12 protein-coding genes are annotated in these 20210 nt (G+C 39.2%); 3 read left to right on the top strand and 9 right to left on the bottom strand.

The window, feature by feature from the left end:
• Positions 1-285: 285 nt before the first annotated feature.
• The 9 genes from AC58QM_RS03505 to AC58QM_RS03465 all read right to left on the bottom strand — a co-directional run bounded on the left by AC58QM_RS03505 (position 286) and on the right by AC58QM_RS03465 (position 14635).
• A complete protein-coding gene (locus tag AC58QM_RS03505; RefSeq protein WP_497281383.1) occupies positions 286-1734 on the bottom strand; it encodes a restriction endonuclease subunit S in 1449 nt (482 codons plus the stop codon).
• Positions 1727-3214, bottom strand: a complete 1488-nt coding sequence (locus tag AC58QM_RS03500) for a class I SAM-dependent DNA methyltransferase (protein WP_497281381.1) — start codon at positions 3212-3214, stop codon at positions 1727-1729. Before AC58QM_RS03500 ends, AC58QM_RS03505 begins: the two co-directional genes overlap by 8 nt.
• Positions 3215-6463 carry a type I restriction-modification system endonuclease gene (gene hsdR / locus AC58QM_RS03495; RefSeq protein ID WP_497281379.1) on the bottom strand — a complete coding sequence of 1083 codons (3249 nt, stop codon included), beginning with the start codon at positions 6461-6463 and terminating at the stop codon, positions 3215-3217.
• A gap of 444 nt (positions 6464-6907) precedes the next feature.
• Entirely contained in the window at positions 6908-7210 is a 303-nt protein-coding gene (locus AC58QM_RS03490; RefSeq protein ID WP_497281378.1) for a hypothetical protein, read from the bottom strand.
• A gap of 450 nt (positions 7211-7660) precedes the next feature.
• Entirely contained in the window at positions 7661-8791 is a 1131-nt protein-coding gene (locus AC58QM_RS03485) for a hypothetical protein (RefSeq protein ID WP_497281377.1), read from the bottom strand.
• A 108-nt stretch (positions 8792-8899) separates the two neighbouring features.
• Positions 8900-9802, bottom strand: coding sequence for a GIY-YIG nuclease family protein (locus AC58QM_RS03480; protein WP_497281375.1), 903 nt, complete (start codon positions 9800-9802; stop codon positions 8900-8902).
• 28 nt (positions 9803-9830) lie between these two features.
• Positions 9831-10991, bottom strand: a complete 1161-nt coding sequence (locus AC58QM_RS03475; protein WP_497281373.1) for an EVE domain-containing protein — start codon at positions 10989-10991, stop codon at positions 9831-9833.
• Between the two features lie 6 nt (positions 10992-10997).
• Positions 10998-12035: an McrC family protein gene (locus tag AC58QM_RS03470; protein WP_497281371.1), complete on the bottom strand. Its 1038-nt coding sequence runs from the start codon at positions 12033-12035 to the stop codon at positions 10998-11000.
• Positions 12036-12037: 2 nt separating this feature from the next.
• Positions 12038-14635: an AAA family ATPase gene (locus tag AC58QM_RS03465; protein ID WP_497281369.1), complete on the bottom strand. Its 2598-nt coding sequence runs from the start codon at positions 14633-14635 to the stop codon at positions 12038-12040.
• Between the two features lie 519 nt (positions 14636-15154).
• Between AC58QM_RS03465 and AC58QM_RS03460 the strand changes: the two genes are divergently transcribed.
• The 3 genes from AC58QM_RS03460 to AC58QM_RS03450 all read left to right on the top strand — a co-directional run bounded on the left by AC58QM_RS03460 (position 15155) and on the right by AC58QM_RS03450 (position 20075).
• Positions 15155-16066: a hypothetical protein gene (locus AC58QM_RS03460; protein ID WP_497281367.1), complete on the top strand. Its 912-nt coding sequence runs from the start codon at positions 15155-15157 to the stop codon at positions 16064-16066.
• A 152-nt stretch (positions 16067-16218) separates the two neighbouring features.
• On the top strand, positions 16219-19545 hold the full coding sequence (locus tag AC58QM_RS03455) for a RecQ family ATP-dependent DNA helicase (RefSeq protein ID WP_497281365.1): 3327 nt from the start codon (positions 16219-16221) through the stop codon (positions 19543-19545).
• Complete coding sequence (locus tag AC58QM_RS03450; RefSeq protein WP_497281363.1) at positions 19533-20075, top strand: hypothetical protein; 543 nt, start codon at positions 19533-19535, stop codon at positions 20073-20075. The genes AC58QM_RS03455 and AC58QM_RS03450 overlap by 13 nt, the downstream gene beginning before the upstream one ends.
• The last annotated feature ends 135 nt before the right edge of the window (positions 20076-20210 follow it).

Raw genomic sequence — 20210 nt, 5'->3', positions numbered from 1 at the left:
ATTCACTTTAAATTAAATTTGTTAAGTCGTTCAATGTTGCTCAAGATGACTGCTCTGGGATCAACTCTTTCTTAATGTCGAGCGGATGCTGCCTTAAATTTATCAGTTGTAGGGTAAAGCGGTTTATTTGGAGACGGTTGTGGAGGATATGGGTTTGGGGTAAATGTATGATGGGAAAAAGCGAGTAGGAAAATGTTATAGTTTGTAATGTTTGTAGTAATAACAAAATTCAGATTTTGATAACCAAGACTGCCACTCCAGCAGCCTTGGTTACATGTTTGAACATTAAATATATTCTGATAATAACACAACTGAGCTTTGCTCATTTAAATCATTTGTACCAAGGCTTCCACTAAATGCAGATAATAATATTGATTGTGTCAATTTATCTATGCTTTCATACTTTTCCAGGTTGCTCTGAAGCGTCTGTTCAATATTCCAAAATGAATCTAACAAATTGACTATCTCCAATTGTTCTTCGATTGGAGGTAAAAGTAATCGCATCTTTTTTATTGTTTCTGCATTGATATTGGGTTGTGTAATTGCAGTTGTTCCTAACCCCATCATTTTTTGTCCTTTTGGAGACATAAGATAATAAAAAATATATCTGGTGTTTACTTGATGGGTAAATCTAAATCTAATCAAATAGGCACTTGGTACGGCTAAGTAATCTTCATTAAAAATAGCCATAGTACCTATACTACCTGTACGAGTTATAAGTAGGTCACCTTTATTCAACCGAAACTTATCTATATTTTTCTCTTCAATTTGAACTTTTGGTGGGTCTTTGAGTATTATTTCACCATTTTTTGTCATATCGGTCGTTCGAATTGTAGGTATTCCTTCATTTGAATATTCCTCTTTACTAAATCGAGGACCGTAAAATGATTCAGAACACACGTCACCTATCGTCGTTATTTCCCAGGTCTGTGGAATCATTCCTCTTTCAGTAATCTCTAATCCTTTTAGATCATTATTATTAATACCATTAGCGATTGATCCATGACTTTTATCTGAGACTTCTTTCTCTTCCCGCCACTTCTCCGTCATCTCTCCACGAAAAGCCTTGTTTAAAATTGCCGCTCGACGAAGTTCAAAGGTTTCTTTGGCTTCTTCGATTAATTGTTTGGCTTGATTGATTTTGTACAAGAGTCTTTCGACTTTGTCAGTAATTCGGTTTTGTTCGTTTATTGGTGGGAGTGGTATTTTTAAATCTTGAATTCTATGCAATGCTAATTTTGGTTGCGATGTTGCTTTCATTGAATTTTGTATTTGTTCTTTCAGATATTCGCTGTTCAATGCATAATAAATATAACTATTAGTTGAAACCGCCTTAATATTGGATATCTTTGCAGCATTTTCAGTCAAATTTGCTCCGTTTAAATGCTTAGGTATAATTCCACATTTTCCTATAGTACCAGCTATGGAAATATACACATCATCATTCGATATCGTGTATCTAGAGATTAATTTTTGAGTATCATTTGAGATATATTTAAGTCCTTCTTCATTGATAGAACCATTTTCGAAATCACTCACCCGAATATATGGGTGATTCGTTATCTCTTCAACAAATCCATGACCAGATGGTAATCTTTTCCCTCCTTTTACATCAGCAACTGAATTTATTGTAGTCCAAACCCAATTCTCCGGCACCTTATAAGGCTGCTCCTCTTCCGGTACCAATGCCTCTTTCAGCAAATCTTCAACCGATTTTCCGTCTTTCTTACTCATTGCTGTACACCCCGGATGCTTCGGCGACCATTGCAATTCTTGGTTTGCTCTCATCATAACCATCTCGCTTCGTCTCAACCGCCTTCAACTCCGCAACGACCTCACCCAGCAAAGCCAATGCTTCTTCCAGCTTCGCCATGGCTTCTTCTGCAGAGTCAATCGGGTCCGGCAAATTATCGTAGGCAGACAACGATTCATCGGCAATTAAGCCGATATCAAGGCTATCATCCTTCTTGCGTATTTCTACACGAGTAAACACATTAAACCGCTCATCTTCCACTTTCGTACGATCTTCAGCCCCATATGCAGCCACAAAAGCATCAAAATGTGCCACTGTCAAAGGCGTTCGCTTGCCGAAGCTAGGCATGTTGGTGCGTAAATCATACACCCCTAGATCCTTCGTGCTATCTTTATCCGTTTTCTCACGCGTAAAGAACAAGACGTTCGTCTTAACCCCCTGCGCATAGAAAATCCCTGTAGGCAAACGCAGGATCGTATGTAGGTTACACTTATCCATCAAGTCCGCACGAATCTTCGCACCGACACCGCTTTCAAACAAAACGTTGTCCGGCAGAACAACCGCCGCACGCGCTTTACCATTTGCTCTCAACGCACGATAAATATGCTGCAGGAAGTTCAGCTGTTTGTTCGTCGTCGAAAAGGTCAAGTCGTCGCGTGTTGGACGTTCGCCTCCTTGCTTCGTACCAAACGGCGGATTCGTCATAATGACGTCGAAGTTTTTCAAGTTTTCCCCATCGTTGGAGAGTGTATCGCCGAGCATGATCTCGCCATGAATGTCATGTAGCATCGCATTCATCATCGCCAGACGATGCGTATCCTTGACCAATTCGACGCCGGTGAACGCTTGATTTTTCTGGAACTCAGCTTCTTTCTCCCCTAGATCGAAGTAATCGTCTGTCTTGCTGCGTACGTGACGATCTGCCGCGATCATGAAGCCGAAAGTCCCTGCAGCAGGATCATTACAACGCTCCCCTGGTTGCGGATCCACAAGCTTCACGATGACATCAATCAGCGGACGAGGGGTAAAATATTGTCCCGCTCCTGACTTCGTTTCACTGGCGTTCTTCTCAAGCAATCCCTCGTACAGATCGCCAAGACCTTCTTCTTTGGCGCTGTACCAATCTAGCTGATCGATGGAAGTAATGATTTTCTCCAAATTTTTCGGCTCATTGATGTTGGAGGATGCGTTCATGTAAATTTGCTTAATGGTCTCGTTACCTTGAATACCGAGATCAAGGAGCAGCTTCCGATAATGCTGCTGTAGAACCAATCCGTGTTTCTCCGTCAAGGCATCCCACCGATATTCCTCCGGAAGAATGCCCTCGTTATCGGTTTCTTTCATCATTTTCAAAAAGAGCAAGTACGTCAATTCCGTTACATATTGATGGTACGTGATGCCGTCATCACGCAGTACATTACACAAATTCCACAGTTTCTGAACAATATCCTGATTACCCATTTACGCAAGATCCCTCTTTCTAGGTGTATAAAGTGCGAAATTGATGGTCGTTACAATCGTTTCCATCTCGCCATCGAAAATTTTATTCAACTGTTTATAGCCGCCTTTGCTCTTGAAGGGCTCGACGTCAAATGCCTTCTCCGGGCTCGGGTCCAGTACCGATTCCTGCAGCAGCTGCTTCTCAATCCGCTTCAGCCAGTCCTTCTGAACCTTCGACCAGACTTTCATATCATATATCTTTTTCATCGCGCCCTCAATACGCTCTTCGTGGCTAATTAATGGATCGCCGAGCGCTTGCTGACGGATAAAGCTAATAATGTCCGCCGCGATGTCTTCGTTCTTCGCATCCCTCCATGCCGCTTGCAGCATTTTCTCCGAATAGCCTTGTTGATCCAGTGCTACGCGCAGCTTACGAAGTTCGTCACGAGTCAAGTCATTAGGACGCTTACAGATGATTGCAAGAGCCGGTATAAGGTTCATATTCTCTTCTATAAAGGATTGGAACCCCTCCAAATAATCCTCCGGCTTCTCGGCATTGCCATACCCGCGCGTGGTCGAAAGCAGCTTATCCTCATGCTCGGAAATGTAGATTCGATGAGCTCTACCGCGATTTTCATCGATGAATGCGACAAGTGATTTCCTCACTTGCAGGTCAGCTCCTGCCTGAAGAGCACTCATATTTTTCAAATCGGTGATAAACTTCTCTATGCTCATCCCGCCGGACAACGCCTTAAAGTCTTCGTGATCCTTAGACGTCCACGTACGCTTCTTGCGCTGCATTTTGGCGACGATCTCATCCTTATGCTGTTTACCTTTTTCTTCGCTATCGATCTGGGCAAGCTCATCTGTAAGCACATCCAGCGTTATGGACGGTTTGGTCACGACCGGCTTCATGTCTGTATATGGTTTCAACGTCTCGTAAATCCCTACAGCGTCGTAGATCATAAAATGGTCCTTACCAATCTCATCGCAACGTCTGGTCGCTCTTCCCAGCATTTGCTCATACAATATGCGCGAACGTAAGCGGCGCAGGAACACGAGGTTCGTAATGCTCGGAATATCTATACCTGTGGTTAACAGATCTACGGTTACGACAATACTGGGCAGCCTCTCATTTTTGAACAGCTTAATCGCATGCAGCGGGTCCTTGATCGAACCCGTAATCTTGAGAACAGCATTATCATCTACAGTTCCGTACACCTTCTCCAACTCTTCCTTGAAAATCCGAACGACCATATCCGCATGATCATCCGTCGCGGCGAAGATGAGCGTCTTCCCTTCTGATTCTGGGTCTATATATTTGGTGAGTTCTTCCAATATAACTCGATTGAAATTTTCAGTGATGACGGTCTTGTTAAATTGGGTTACTTCCAGGTTGATCTCATCCTGAAGCATCTCCTTATCAATACTTCCGGAGGAGACGTCGTACACCGCAACCTCTTCCCCGATCTGCCATTTGATCCCATGTTTCTTAAGCTGCGTCTCAAATTGCATCGGCGGCTCATGGTCGATCAAATAGCCGTCGATGACCGCTTCCCGGTACGAATAATTGAATACGGGGCGTCCGAAAATATCTACGGTATGCAGCGCTGGCGTAGCTGTTAATCCGATGCGGACCGCATCGAAATAATCAAGCACCTTGCGGTACTTGCTCACGTAATCTTCGTGATCGCGGAACTCCAGCTCAAGCTCCGACATTTCTTTGTCCAACGTGTAACCACGGTGAGCTTCATCGACGATAATACAGTCATACTGATCCACTGAAGGGATATCGTTATCCTCTGAATCGCTATAAAACAACCGCTTAACCATACCCTGAACAGTAGCGATCTGGACTTTGGTCTCTTGATTGGGCTTCTTGTCACCCAGCGTCTGAAGCTCGAAAATTTCAGTAAAAGAATGATAGCTTTCCAACTTGGAATCTTTAAACGCCGCTTCCGCCTGTCGTCCAAGCGCCGAGCGGTCAACAAGGAAGAGGATGCGTTTGAATCGATTATGCTTGATTAGACGGTAAATAAGCCCGATTGCCATACGTGTTTTCCCAGTGCCGGTCGCCATCGCGAGCAGAATATTGCGTTGTCCCGTTTCAATTGCATGTTCGACGGAAAGGATCGCATCCTCTTGATAAGGACGCAGTTTAAGATAATCTAAAGTTTCGTCTTGCAATGCTTGGGTAGATTGCTCCAGATCCTGCTGCAGCAGACTTTTCAGTCCCTGCGGTGAGTACCAGGATTGCAGCGGACGCGGATGATTGGTAGGCTTACGCGAATCGAGGAACCAGATACCCGACATATGTTTCAGCTGCTCGAGATAAGGGCGTCCGTTTGTGGAAAAAAGAAACGGAACCTGGTAGTTGCCCCATGGTCCATGAATGATCTCATCGCCGTGACGAACGACCTGCATCGCATATTTTTTGGCTTGCGCAATATCCGCTTCCACGTTCTTGCTTATCCGTTTCGCTTCAACAATGCCAACCAGCTCTAAGCCACAAAATAGCGCATAGTCTGCAAATCCGGTTTTAAGCGCCCATTCGGCTATCGCAAGATTTCGACCTTTTTCCGGACGAACACCATGACCAAAGCGTAGAGCTTGTGAATCAGCTTCCCAGCCAACTTGGCGCAGCTTCTCGTCGATGATTAGTCTAGTCTCGGCTTCGGTTAGGGTGAAGGCGCTGCCTGCCTGCTTGGACTTCGTGTGGCGCTTCTTCTTAACTTCATTCGTGACGGTCGTCTGCTGCTGACGGAGAGCTACCAGTTCTTGCTGAAGCTGAATCATCTTGTCTTCATAGGATTTAGCAAGCTGATCCAGTTGCTCTTGATTGGCTACGCTATCCTGTTGTGTAGGCTCCATGAATTCAGGCGCTTTGAAGTCCCAATCGCCGTATACCTGCATGAACCAAACACCGATTCGAAAAGCCAGGTGAGTAAGAGTTTGCGCTTCTCGAGTAGACCCGTAGCCTGCTTCATGGTTCGCTTTGTTTCCGATTTTGCGCAGGGTATGGAGCATATCCACGATCTCATCAGATATCAGGTCATCCCGCTTCAGCTGTGACAGCCGATCTATTTGCGTTAGTTCCTTCGTCTCATCCATCTCTTCAATAGCGCAAATAAATTTGGTTAACGTTTCTCCGAACATTCGGAGCTTTATTAATGATGTATTGGGATCAATAAAAAGATTGCGCTCCGCCATCTCACCAAGATTAGATAATATTTCCCATCGGTTATGTAAAAATTGAAAATTTCCAGTCATTCACAACACCTCAATACGCAGTTGATATCGTGCATTTTAACATATTCGTATGACATCTCTCTGTCATGAAACGTTTGTTTGGTAAAATCATGATTAGTTCTTTAGTAACAGATACGAAATAATATTCGGTATTAAGTCCTCAAAAACCTTTATTCCCATTAAGTGCACATCTTAGTGCGTGGCACTTATAAATAGGCTCTATTATCATTGAATGTTGATTTTAGCAAAAGAAAACCACCCGTTAAGGTGGTTATTGAACCATCGTCTCCCGATAGTTCAACGAATGGGATTCGAAATTTTAATTTATTCAACGATAATTGTCGTGTGAACTTCACCAATATAATGGCTATCAACTACCTTATCGGTGAGTGAAAAAGAGCAGTAGGCTGTAATTAAATACTTTCCTGCTGGCAGTATAAGATCCTTTTCCGAATAAAACTTTTTCTAGTATCCTGCATCAGGGTCATCAGCGGAGTAGCCGCCACTTTTGAAAAAAGGAAACTCGTGTGTCTCTCCTCGGTTCAATTTCGTACTTGTCAGTTCTGCTGTATTCACGCCATCCATTATTATTTTTTTGCCATCTGTCACGGTAAACAGAATATAAGTATGACCGCCCCAAATTGTAATCGACTCGTTGTTTCCAATGTAAGTAAGAGATGCTGAGTAAACGATCGGTTCGCCTACTTTAAATTTCGTCTTCTCAATGTTCAGTTTCATCTCGAATTGATTATCTTTGTGTATTACCATTGGGTTTTCCATCATCGTTTTGATTGTCGGATCAATCGCAGATGACTCAAGAGCCTTGCCATTTTGGGTATCACAGGCGGTGAATAAAAGAGTTACCATTTAGACCTATCAGCAAGCATAAATGTTCTAAAAACTGATTTCAACAAATGAAAAAGGAGCTACCGCTTGATATGCTCCTCATCTATCGTTCTTACATTTTATCATTTCTTTCCATTTCTACCGCTTTTGCCGAGTAATGCTAGTATGAAGATGGACACAGCTACGCTGGGTAGTCCAAATTTTTTCAATTTACCATTCCAACATTTATGGCAATAACGCCAAGAAGAAATCATATAATTGCATTCCTTGCCAGCGCATGGACACATGATAGCCTCGCAAACCTTGCATTTAAACTTATTACTTTCATTTATTTTTTCAAATTGCGTATGTCCGTTACATTTCGTGCAGAGCTTAATCATAGTTATCAACCTCCAGCAAAGATATTGGTATATCAATCCTTATTTCTGCGTTTGTTTCAAAAAGAACATTACCGATAGTGATTTTACTGTCAGACTCATTAAGAGCATTAGAGATATTAATTCCTTGACGCTTAAGTTGTGGAGTTAAGCTTGAAAGATTCTCAATATGGTGTTCCACATGGTCTACAAGATTAAAACAGAACATGACCTTTTTCCGTAATTCTGCGTTTTTATCCTGTATAAAGTAATACGATTCTTCATAATTTGCTTCGGCTATTGAGTATTCACCGATATACTGATAACAAATATACAGGAGGTCACGTGCCTCAAGGTATAAGTCAACAAAAAAAGAGTACTCATTAAGTAAAGTTTTGACTTCATAAATATATGTATCATTGTAATCATTCTTTTGTTTGCTAAAAAAATAATTGAATATTTCAAAAAATGATTTTGAATAATTGAGCTTTATTTTTTTTGTGAGTTCATGCTCTATAGAGTTTCTGAAAAAATCCAAATGCTTTTCGATAACAAGTATCGCATTACGAATTAGCTCTATCTCGTTTTCTTTGTGCTTAAATTTTTTAGCCTGTACATTGTGAATAACACGAGAATGTGCATTCAACTCGGAAATCCTGTCCCGCCATGCCTCTTCTCGAACTTTATTAACGGATTCCTGTATTTTATCTAACTTCTTGTTTATTTCAGCTATCTGTATCTGTCCTGAAACTGAACATATCATTTTTGTAATTCCAGAAACGACAGCTTTGGCTTTTGATATCCCGTCAATTTCAAATTTTTCTACTTTAATCTGTCCTGCGAATCTCTTATTGTCGGCACGTTTGAGTACACAGCTACAGCCATCCCAAGTCAGCTCTCCGCTTTTTAGTCCAGCTTGCAAATCCGGTTTCAAAATAACCTTAAAAACTTCTTCTCCCGCATTTTTCGCAGCTTTTAAATGCTCTTTGGTTTCTGATAGGTTTTTAAAAGCAGTGACCGCTGTGTCGAGTATGCTTTTTGGAACGTCAACTTGAGATTTACCTTCTCCAATAACTAGTTCACCTTTACATAATTGAATTTCCCGACTATTTATATACTTTTGAATCTCGTTATTCCCAGCTATCATTTGTACACCTCCAAAAAAACAATAATCGTCTAATTACTAATAAACGTGATCAATAATATTCTTAATGCTGCCGATGAGCAACCTAACTTTAATTGAAACCGTTCTTTCTTAATTACCCCGAGGTTCCGCGCTACTATATTTTCTTTCCTGGTTCTGTTTGTAGGTAAGTCCGTCAGAATCCACCCATTCAATTGGACCCGCCGCTGACCGTCCCAAGATCACTGCTGCAGCCGCGCTTATACTTGTAAATATTGCATTTTCTTTAAAGACATACAAGCTTCCGTTATCCATCAAAACATTCGTCTCAATTAGTTTCTCGCGTAATTTGAGATAGCCTTCTGGAAATGAATTTTGCACCTGCTTCAAACACTGCGAGTTCTCCAATACAACGAACCCTTCTTCGGCTTCAATCAACTTTGCTTCTGCTAATTTGCTCTTTAAATAATACATTTTTGAATCGACTGTTTGCTGCAATTCTTTATGATCATTATTAGATGGTTTATACACAGATGGAACAAGAAACATAAAATTAACTACAGGCAAAATCAATTTGATTTGTTCCAAATAAAATTCCATATCGGATCGATCAGCTTCCGGTAACGTAGTCAACTCAGGATTTACGCTATTATCAATTTCAGCAGCTTTAGCTTCCCGAGCTAATCCAATGATTTTGGATTCAAGATACTTAATATGTGATTTCGTTAACATTTCATCTTTACTGACGAATGCTACCAGTTCAACAAAGTCTTTTTCTGAGTTAGCTAAATGTTGCTTCAACCTCTTCTTGAGATTCTCCGCCTCCCCAATGTAGACGCGCTCATTAAAGTTCTCGCTGTTGGGCATGGATTTAAAAATGTAAACACCTGGTCGTTCAAATTCTTCGCGATCCAAAATCTTAGCTAATGAAGACCGCTGCGAATAGATGGCTTTCCCAGACCAATTGCCTATTTCAATTGTCCTAGGACCTGTAGCTAATCCATCGATTAGGAATATCGTAAGTTTCTTCCCCATTGAGATCTCCTTTAAACTAATAACAATATTATGGGTTCAATATATTTTTCAGTTCATCCATTTTGATCCAAGGACGTCTTCGATGAAGCATTCGATGACAATTGGAGCAGACTAACGCGATATCCTCGATTTTCGCATGATATTCCTCAGCCATCTCGGAAATAGGAATGGTATGATGTCCTTCAATAAAGTCTTCCCCAATTAATCCATATTTTTCAACAAAAGAAAATCCGCATGCCATGCACTGCATTTCATTATTTTGCAGTTTGTACTTTTCTTTGGCTGATTTAATGAGGTGCGGGTTACGTTCTATCATTCGATGTTTTCGATAAACTCTTCTTCCTTCCGGGAAAAGCATTCCTTCTTCATCATCATCAATGTGCTCAACATCAGGCATTCCCCAAATTTCATGTAATTCAGATGCATGTTCATTGCTGATTTTATAATTCGTTTGATTCGCCATTCGAAGGATAAGCAAGTCTTCAAGTACCTTATTTTGCAAAATAGCCGTTCTGGGAATAAACCCATTTAAAACTTTGACTTCTTGTAGTTCAATGGGTACACCAAGCCCTGCCTCTTTCCAATCTTCCGTCTTCCAATATTGCTTCGCGTCTTCATCAGTTCTCATAATCGGCGATCCAATAATTAGTCCTCTTGCAATAAGTCCGCCACTACCAGGCTGACCTGACTCGGTTCTCCACAGGAATACTTCATCTCCTGTACGGATTTCCTTCTCGAAGTGTTTTTGCCGAAGGCTCCACCATATATATTTCTGGTCTTTTATATATGCATCGATATCGAATTTACTGGGATTCCCTTGAAATATCCAGGTTGTTTGATTTTCTGGTGCTTTGTTCTCTAAATCAGAGAGTGAAAGATAAGCTAATTCACTTTTAGAGCCAAATTTTTTTAAGATCATGTCTGTTCGAACTTGGAGCTTATTTAACAGACTGACAGATCCCTCGAACCCTTCGAAAGATAACTGATCTTTGCCGTGGCTATTTTTTTCTACATACCAATTATTTATTTCATAAACACATACAACTTTGCCGCGATTTATTCCGACTGCATATTGAAGATAATTGGTCCGTTTCTTATCTATTCTCCAGATGTGCCTTGTAGCTTCATAAAGATCCTGTCCCTCAACGATGGTGTTATGTATTTTCAATAATACAATTTCTTCTTTCATGAATTGTTATTCCTCCAGAGGGATAATCACTTTCATTAATGCCCTATATATATCCTTCCATGATAAATCCAGATTGATCGTGGTGACTTCCATTGTTATATTAGCATTCCATCTGAACGATTCCTCAACATCAACCCCGTTATACGGGTAAATCAATATACCTCTAACGTTCAATGTTTCTGATTGATGCATTAGATATGTAAAAAGCTGATACATGTTATGGCTATGAAACGTTGATTTCTGAAAATTCTCCTGAAATATGTTTTTGTAAAATTTCGCGTCTATGATAATTTTGTTATTTCCTTGTTTTTGAGATAAAGAAACGTCGGTCTGCATTGAAGGCAGATACATACGGTTTCCTTCGAGCCGCCACTTTAACGTTTCCGATGAGACACTGTACTCTTGTTGTTCCAATCGGTAAAAATGAAACAAAAACTTCTCGAATATTCGATTCAACGAGGTCTCATCCACTTCAGCGGAAATTAAAGACCACTGCCCTGCGTTATGAGAAAGCAACATAAATTCAAATAGTATTTTTGCAATGTGTATCATGCGACGATAGTGCATGTTAAATCGATTAAAGCGAATTTGCGAAAAATATTCCTTTTCCAGTGGCATTGACTCTACTTCCGAAATCGACTCTGCGATCATATATCCGGCTTTTCTGGTCTCATCTTTTACGTATCGATTATTGCAAATCGTACGTAATGTAGATTTCAAGATTTGATTAAGCCTAATATTTGCTGTATATTCATCCTTTTCACAAACAATGACCGGCGCTCTCGCAGCGATAAAAGGAAGCGACTCATTCATCAACAATCGTCCACCTAACCGACCGGTCGATTCCTTTTTCGCTACATATTCTTTCACAAGTCCACACCGAATCAAGTACCGCGCTTCCTTTATAAATTGCTTGCAAATAAAATCGTACGTAATCAAATCTTCATCGACTTCATTTAAGCTATTTATGAGCTCTGGCATTTCATTTAAATAGCTCAGCATACAAAACAAATTGCGGATGGGAACTTTGAAAGTAGTCTCCATAATTACAGACCAACAAACAACGAATTTACAATTTCAGGACGGTCGTAGAAATATTCCTCAACTAATGGCTTAATTTCAAATTGAATAATCCCCTCATACCAGCTAACTTCGTCGAGGTGATCCGGCTTCGCTGCAAAAAAGGAGTGACCAATGGCATAGCCTCTACCTAATTGAAAATCCGCAAGAATTTCTTTATTTATTTTTTCCACATCCAGAAGAATCCGTTCTACAAGGCTATTGGAGACGCCAGATTGTTGAAGGACACGTCTCCACTTATCATTGAAAGTTGGTTCAAGAGTGACAAAAGCAAACCGGCGGCGAAGCGCAACTTCGATCTGCGCAAGAGATCGATCCGCTGTATTCATCGTGCCGATTAAATAAACGTTACTGGGAACTGTAAATTTCGCTTTTGAATATCCCATTGTTACATATTCATCACGTTTATCATGCTCAATCAACATGAACAATTCGCCGAAAATTTTGGATAAGTTACCTCGGTTAATTTCATCTATGATGAAAAAGAAATCATGTTCTGGATGTTTTAAGGCACGCTCACAAAACTCATAGAATACACCATATTCCAAGCCGAACCCGTTTTCCATAGGTCTATATCCCATCACAAAATCTTCATAAGCATAATTTTGGTGAAACTGTACCATCTCTATACGGCTTTCATCTTTTACGCCCATAATCGAATAACCTAGGCGTTTGGATACGAAAGTTTTTCCGACACCAGGTGGACCCTGCAAGATCAAATTCTTCTTATACTTTAATAAGTTAGCCATCGTGTCATACAGTGCTTCATTAATAAATACTTCATTCAAGAAATCCATTTTTGTATAGCTTGGAAGAGAATCATGGCTGACTGAGTCCTCATAAGTTGACGCTATAGCAGCATAGAGATTCGGTTTTAACGACCAAAAGATGTGACCGTTATCTGCGTACCCCCAATCAAACAACACTTCAATGTATGATACTTTGCCATCAATACCTATTATCGGTGGAATGTCCGTTTCATCGTATATGCGTGTTGCCAATTGAACAACCGGCGAATTAAATGAGGAAAAATGTTTATCCATCGCAGTTGCAAGCTCTGTAGCCGTTGCTTTCCCACCTAGTTCATATATTTTATCGATATACTCTCGATCGGTTGATTTAAAAATCTTTTTATTCTGAAGAAGATCCTCCCATTTACTTACACTGATCTCTTGTTCCGGTGCAGAGTTCTCCATGTTTTCTAGTTCATCTCTAAATGTTATTTGATCTTCAGTTTGATCTTCAGAAGCTTGCTCAAGTACGAATTGTGAGATCGAGGACATTTTATGTTGGAATGATTCGTACGTAAACGCATTGCTATCTGTAGTTTCAACCACATCTTCCTGACCTCTGTTTGGATGTTGGTCACCGTATACAAGTCCATAGCGAATGCCGTTTTCATCGATACCAACAAAGCATTGTGGAGCTGTCCGATGATTGAAATGCTTTATATTATATACAGCCAACCAACATTCGCTATTCCCAAAATTTTGATTCCAATTAAAACCATTCAGCACCTTGTTTGGTTCACAATCTGCATTTTTAAATGCGTCCATCCTACGAATTGCTTCATGGATCTTACGTAGTTCTTCTTGGACTTTCTCCTTTACATTGGCATAATACAGCTGAAACAAGATCGTGAAGTTATTCCACGACTGCAAAATGTTGGTTTCGTACTTTTCATTAATTTGTTGTTTTATTTCCTCCAGATCTTCCATATGAACAGACCCGAATTCGACAATCCTGTCAAGCACTTCAAATTTGATACGATTAATCTTTTCCTGGTTGCGATAACGCTCCCGCAGAGCATGCAGCCCGTCGGAATCAAATCGTGCAATTCTTGCTAACAATTGATCCGGTTGCCTCATATATTCGCTTAATTCTATTGCCAATTCATATAAGTATTGGGCTGCACTTTCTACAATGATCTGATCATATTGCGTAGCGCAAAAAAAGAAATCTTGAATATCGAGCATCATCAGATTAGGATTTATTGCAGATAAATGTTCCAAAGCAATCTGACACATGTTCAAAAATATTTGATAATTACTGCCTACACTCCCTAATTTTGAATCAATCCCGAAAGTTGACTTTATACTTGTAAATACCTCTTGGTTGTAAATCGAATAAAGTTCACAGTTCTTTGCAGATAGGAGATATCCAAACAACGGTGCTCCAAGTGAAATAGAAGGATTATACTGTTTTCCTTTTTCTTTAAAGTGATCAATTCTGTTTTCTACAGGGGATGAGGACAAGTAGAGTTCATTAAGTAGTTCCGCAACTTCGGACGGACGGTCCTCAGCATATTTCATCAAATCTGCCATGCTGCTCCCGTGTACAAAACTGACAAATTGAGGATTTTCTTTTTGAATCTTTTTTACAATATCACAAACGGTGAACTCATTGATGTCCAGACCTTTCACGAAATGGTTTAATCGAGGGAGAACCTCATATTTGTATGATTCGTCATATTTCTCAGAATTTTTGAAAGCTAAGTATCTGTTAAATGAAATGTCTATGTATTGATCCCTCAGCATGTACTTTTTCAAATGTATGTAATCCATGGCAATTAACACCTCATTAGAAAATACTTAAATTCACGAATACTATACCGCATTTTTACAGTAAATCACATGGACATTCTGTAATAAACGTAAGTACCTTAATACGAAGACATGGCAGTCTAAATGAAAATATGTTTGATGGGCATGAAGTCTTTAAAATCCTTTATTCCCATAAAATGCTGGTTCTTATGCGTCGAAATTCACATATCAAAAAAGCTAAGCTTTAATCGTAGCCAGCTCAGCCCTAATTGATTTATTTGAATAAACTGAGAATAAACGCATAACTGACATTTCATTTGGTTCAATAGTTTTCTTCAATGAACCTAACCTCTCTCTAGTTCCAAAGTAATAGATTGATAGGTTTATTCGACACTGATACCTATAAAACCTTTCATATTTGGAAATTCCAAGCGTATATATAAGACGAGGGGATCTATCAAGTTAACTTCAACAACTGGTTAACCTCAAGCCAGTCAACGGTTACAACGTTAACCAAATCAAAGGAGCCGTGTTAGAACTATGGCTGATGTTACATTTGGAGTAAAAGTCACACCTGAACTGAAGGATACGATCGAAAAATTTATCAAGGATTCTGACTTCGATACAAACAAAGAATGGCTTCAGCATGTACTCTCCATCTATGAGTTGCATCTACTAAAGAATCAAGATAGCACAAAACGATACGCTAGCGATTTGGACTATATCCAGCAGAACCTGACACGCATCCAAGAGACCATTTTACAGATGATGAAGAAAACAGCCAATGAGGTGGCACATCAAGAAGCAGAATGGAAAAAAGCATCAGATGAGCTTCAGCAGCAACTAAAGCATAACGAACAATTGCGCAAGGATGTAGAATTTAGATTAATTGAAGCCGAGGGGCAGGCAAATCAACACAAGAAAAATCTGACAGACTTACAGAAGCAAAGCAGCGTTCACGACGAACTCTGTTCTACATTGAAGAAATCGTTATTGGGTAAAGAAAACGAAATCGAAACTTTGAAACATGAACAAGCTAGGTGGGTAGCCTCGGACTATCCCGCTACAATCCAGCGTTTAACAGATGAAAACAACGCCCTCAAACAACATTACCAGATGCAGCAACATCAGATCGATCTACTGCGTATGGAATATGAGAAAAAGCTGGAATATGAACAATTAAAAACGGAATTAGCTAAGAAAGATGCGGAGTTGTTCTTTTTGTCCCAACGCAAACCACTCAAAGAAGTTACGGAGACATCAACTCGTAAAAGGGGACGTCCTCCGAGAAATAACGAAGCTGTACTCCCTGTCAGTGGGCAACAGCAACTATTTAATGACGAGTATGATGACGCTGATAATGAGAATGATGAGGAATTTGATCTACCTTTAAATGTTGGTGATTTGCATGAAATGCTCGGGGACGAACCTCCACAGCAACAAGAAGAATAAACGTACCCCCGTCGGAATTCGGCGGGGGCATCTTCATGTTTTTTGTAAGGCTTAGATAGTTATTGGAATCCAGCCAAAAAGCAGATAAGATATAACATAGGAAGTAATGAATATCTTACTAATAGATCATATTCCACTGGAGAAACATACAAATGAAAAAGTTTACAGCCAATTACTGCTACTCAAATCCCAATTTTATTATAACGAATTTGCCTGTTAATCAAATAGTTAACCCTCATACAAACATTATTCGAATTATACAAAATATGATCATGCGTGGGGCACCTACGATTGCTTCGACATTCCTCAGAGGGGAATTAAATATAGACCGCAATTATCTTAATCATCTCGAATCAGTAAAATTTCTATCAAGAGATAATCTGGATTGGTCCAAGCGAATTAAGGGTGATAAACAAAATAATTATTTCCCAGCAGAGCAGTTCTACAATGATCTTGAAGAGATATTAAATAGAGTTGGTTTTATTAGAAACTTAACTATGGCTGAAGTACCGATAACGGATATCATCCCAGAATCGTCGAATGTATTTGCCGAACAACAAGTTGATTTTTACATTCCTATACTTAAAACTGTAATCGAAGTTGATGGTGGGTCACATCACATCCATGAACAGCAAAAGCAACTTGATACAAATAGAGACCGAGCTCTTAACAAAGCCGGCATACAAGTAATTAGGATTAATACAAAAAACATCAATAACAAGGACTATAAAGGGTTTCTCTCTGAGTTTCGGGAGATATACAAACATCACAAATCCAAAATAACTGAATACGAGCATTGTATGGAACTGGATAGGAAGCAGTACAATGCACAAATCAAATTAACATCTATCGCAAGATTCCAGGTCTTCATACTTGAACTCCTAGATAGAGGTGTTATCTCCCTTAATGATGAATATTGGAACATTAATTTGTTCGATAAAGACGCTAAGTCGTATCTCGAGCTAAGCTTAAGGGACTTGGAATTATGGATTAGTAATATCGCGTCTTTATTTAATATACAAATCAGTATGCCTCACCTGAATATAACAACAACCGAAGATGTAAAGCTCTTACCTATCAATCACAAAACCATAAACATCAAATTTGACTTATTTAAGCGTTGGGATGACTCCACTAAAGAATCCAATGTATTTCACATCAAAACTGACTTTGATGACGAGGCAAATTATTCATTTGTAAAAGTAAAGGATCCCATTATTTACTCTTTACAACCAAACTTACATAGAGAAAATTTAGAGTTTTTGCTAGAAAACTTATTCGGTCATAAGTCATTTAATGATGGTCAACTTGAAATTATAATAAATTGCCTGAATGGTCAGGATACTATTGGATTGTTGCCAACTGGTGGCGGTAAATCTCTAACTTATCAAATCTGTGTGATGCTTCAACCTGCTATAAGTTTTGTTGTCGCCCCCATTAAATCTTTGATGTTAGACCAAATCAATAATTTGAGAGCAAAACATTTCATTACTTCATGCAGTTACATCAATGCCGATTTACAGGCTGAAGAATCTAAGAATAGACTTAGTGAATTTGCCAAAGGGAAATATTTATTCCTGATTATTTCACCAGAGCGATTTCAGTCCAAACACTTCAGAGCGCAGTTATCCGACATTAATCTAACTAAAGCAATATCAATTGCCGTTATTGATGAAGTACACTGCTTATCTGAATGGGGACATGAGTTTAGAACATCCTACTTGGCTCTTGCAAATACAATCAATAAATATGCGCCTTCAGCTAGATTTCTTGCTTTAACCGCAACTGCATCTTCAAAAGTATTATTGGATATCAGAAATGAATTAGCTATCGATAACAACAATGTTATAACCATTTCTCGTTTCACTCGAGATGAATTGAAATTCAACATCATACCAATAACTTCAAAAGAACGAGATGAAGTATTAGTTGATCAGTTAATTAATTTTCAGAACCATAATACCAATCGTGCTTCATTAGTTTTTACAACTAACGTGAATGGAAATTCTGGTTGCTTCGAGTTACACCATAAGATAAATAATGTGACGGGATTAAGAACAGGATTTTTCTCAGGAAAACAGCCGAAAAAATGGGAAGCAGAACCATCCCAATCATTCTCAAACTATAAGGATCATATTCAGCAAAAGTTCATGGCAGATCAAATCGATGTCATGGTTGCTACGAAAGCCTTTGGTATGGGCATAGATAAGCCGAATATCGGGTTAACCCTTCATTACGGTATTCCAGGATCATTAGAATCCTTCTATCAAGAAGCCGGTCGTGCAGGTCGGGATAAGAATAATGCTAATTGCGTTGTATTGTATAACCCTGATAATCTGCAAGAAGTTACAAAGCAATCCCTATTTGGCATTCATACCGATGTTGACTTATTAAAAACAGCAGCAAAGCATTTGAAGGGGGATTTAAACTCTTTATATTATTTTTTGTCTAGTAATCTAATGAACATTGAAGCAGAAATAGAAGAAATATTTGATTTTTACGAATTCATTCGCACTACAGATAATATTGAAGTGTTATTAAATTTCCACTTTGATGAAGATCGCGAAAATAAAGAACGGTACGTCTATCGATTAGCATTGCTTGGGGTTATAGAGGACTGGACCATTGATTGGAAAATGCGACAGATTGAAGTTGTATTCGCCAATTGGACAGAGGATAGTGTGATTAAACAACTCATTTCCCATATCCAGAAATATGAGTATACATTTACTTTAAATCCAACTGACCGACATGCTGAACAATATACCGATTACATTACTCGTTTCAATAACGAGAATATCCCCTTTATTAAGAGAGCGCTGCACGTGTTATTGAAATGGTACAACGATAATGTCGTTTACTCCAAAAAACAATCCATTTTGTTGATGAAACAATTCGCAGACGATTTTACTGATAGCGATAGCTTTCAACAGAAGATTGAGACTTATTTCAAGCGAAACGACGATGTTTATGTATTAGAAAGCATTGTCGGCAAACGAAATAATCTTTCTTTGTGGAATAAAATTTTTGTTGTTCAAGCTGAAGGTAAAGAAGATATCCCTCGTGCGAAAAGTACCTTCAAAAGCCTGAAAATCACAGTAAGCCGTTTCTTGGAAAGTTACAAGAATGATATTGCTTTGAATTTAGTCAGCGGCTTACTCAGCCTTGCTGAAGACGACTTTGAGACTATCGACGGAAGAGAAAGGTTACTCTCAGCAATTCGGGATACTAATCAATTGGAATCTGGCGAGCGCGGCGAAATGCTACAATCCATATTGACAACGTCAGATCAATATTTAAACACGGATCAGAAAGAACAATTAAGTGAGTTACTTATTACCAATGGATTTGATCAGATGCCTGATCTAAAGAGCATTTATCAAACTTTCGAAAGTAATAGCATATACGCGCATATCATTAAGAGCCTTCATTCGAGCATTAAACAACAGTCATTGGGAGGATATCCATGGGAAGCTTAGACCAGGTGAATCAACTAGAAGTCTATATCGAGGAATTAGGTGCCGAAATCTCAAAAGTGAAAAAAGCATCGGAGTATTTGAATCTCATTGAAAAAATGCAAATTGAATTAACTCGCACCTCTGCCACGTTGCTTCAATCCAAAGATCAAATCAAATTGTATCAAGAAATTTTAGATAGCAAGCTGGAGTTGTATCACACAATAGCCAAAAATATTGAAGCCAGGCAAGTATTACAAGAACAAGCCCAGGTTAACATCATCGATAAAATTTCGGGGTTGTCGAAACAATTCAAAGCCATTGAAGTGTCATTAGAAAATAACCATAGGGATATTAATAATGAGATTAAACAAGCCCAGCAACAACAAAACCAAAACCATGATAAGCTTGTCCATAACCTCAGTAACATTAGTAACCAGCAAGATCAACAACATTCAACATTATTAGCAAGTATGAAATTTAATAAGATATCATTAGCTATTAACGCTGGTTTAATGGTTATCGTAATATTCCTTGTATTGTTTTTAAAATAGAGATCATAGGCAACCAATACTCTAAACCTCAACTGTAAAATATACAGATAACCCCCGTCCGAGTCCGACGGGGCAGCTTAATGATATTTTTTCTTTTGCGGCAAATAAGGCGGTTCCTTCGATCGACAATCAATT

Source organism: Paenibacillus sp. J22P165, from assembly GCF_059692015.1.
Note: the sequence above shows the minus strand (reverse complement) of the source record. Positions and strands in the feature narration are given on the sequence as shown.

What these genes read in the sequence shown, in the direction of transcription:
- AC58QM_RS03500 (WP_497281381.1), bottom strand. Translation starts at nt 3,214, where the DNA reads ATGGGTAATCAGGATATTGTTCAGAAACTGTGGAATTTGTGTAATGTA.
- AC58QM_RS03475 (WP_497281373.1), bottom strand. Translation starts at nt 10,991, where the DNA reads ATGAAAGAAGAAATTGTATTATTGAAAATACATAACACCATCGTTGAG.
- AC58QM_RS03490 (WP_497281378.1), bottom strand. Translation starts at nt 7,210, where the DNA reads ATGGTAATACACAAAGATAATCAATTCGAGATGAAACTGAACATTGAG.
- AC58QM_RS03465 (WP_497281369.1), bottom strand. Translation starts at nt 14,635, where the DNA reads ATGGATTACATACATTTGAAAAAGTACATGCTGAGGGATCAATACATA.
- AC58QM_RS03480 (WP_497281375.1), bottom strand. Translation starts at nt 9,802, where the DNA reads ATGGGGAAGAAACTTACGATATTCCTAATCGATGGATTAGCTACAGGT.
- AC58QM_RS03455 (WP_497281365.1), top strand. Translation starts at nt 16,219, where the DNA reads ATGAAAAAGTTTACAGCCAATTACTGCTACTCAAATCCCAATTTTATT.
- AC58QM_RS03450 (WP_497281363.1), top strand. Translation starts at nt 19,533, where the DNA reads ATGGGAAGCTTAGACCAGGTGAATCAACTAGAAGTCTATATCGAGGAA.
- AC58QM_RS03470 (WP_497281371.1), bottom strand. Translation starts at nt 12,035, where the DNA reads ATGGAGACTACTTTCAAAGTTCCCATCCGCAATTTGTTTTGTATGCTG.
- hsdR (WP_497281379.1), bottom strand. Translation starts at nt 6,463, where the DNA reads ATGACTGGAAATTTTCAATTTTTACATAACCGATGGGAAATATTATCT.
- AC58QM_RS03505 (WP_497281383.1), bottom strand. Translation starts at nt 1,734, where the DNA reads ATGAGTAAGAAAGACGGAAAATCGGTTGAAGATTTGCTGAAAGAGGCA.
- AC58QM_RS03485 (WP_497281377.1), bottom strand. Translation starts at nt 8,791, where the DNA reads ATGATAGCTGGGAATAACGAGATTCAAAAGTATATAAATAGTCGGGAA.
- AC58QM_RS03460 (WP_497281367.1), top strand. Translation starts at nt 15,155, where the DNA reads ATGGCTGATGTTACATTTGGAGTAAAAGTCACACCTGAACTGAAGGAT.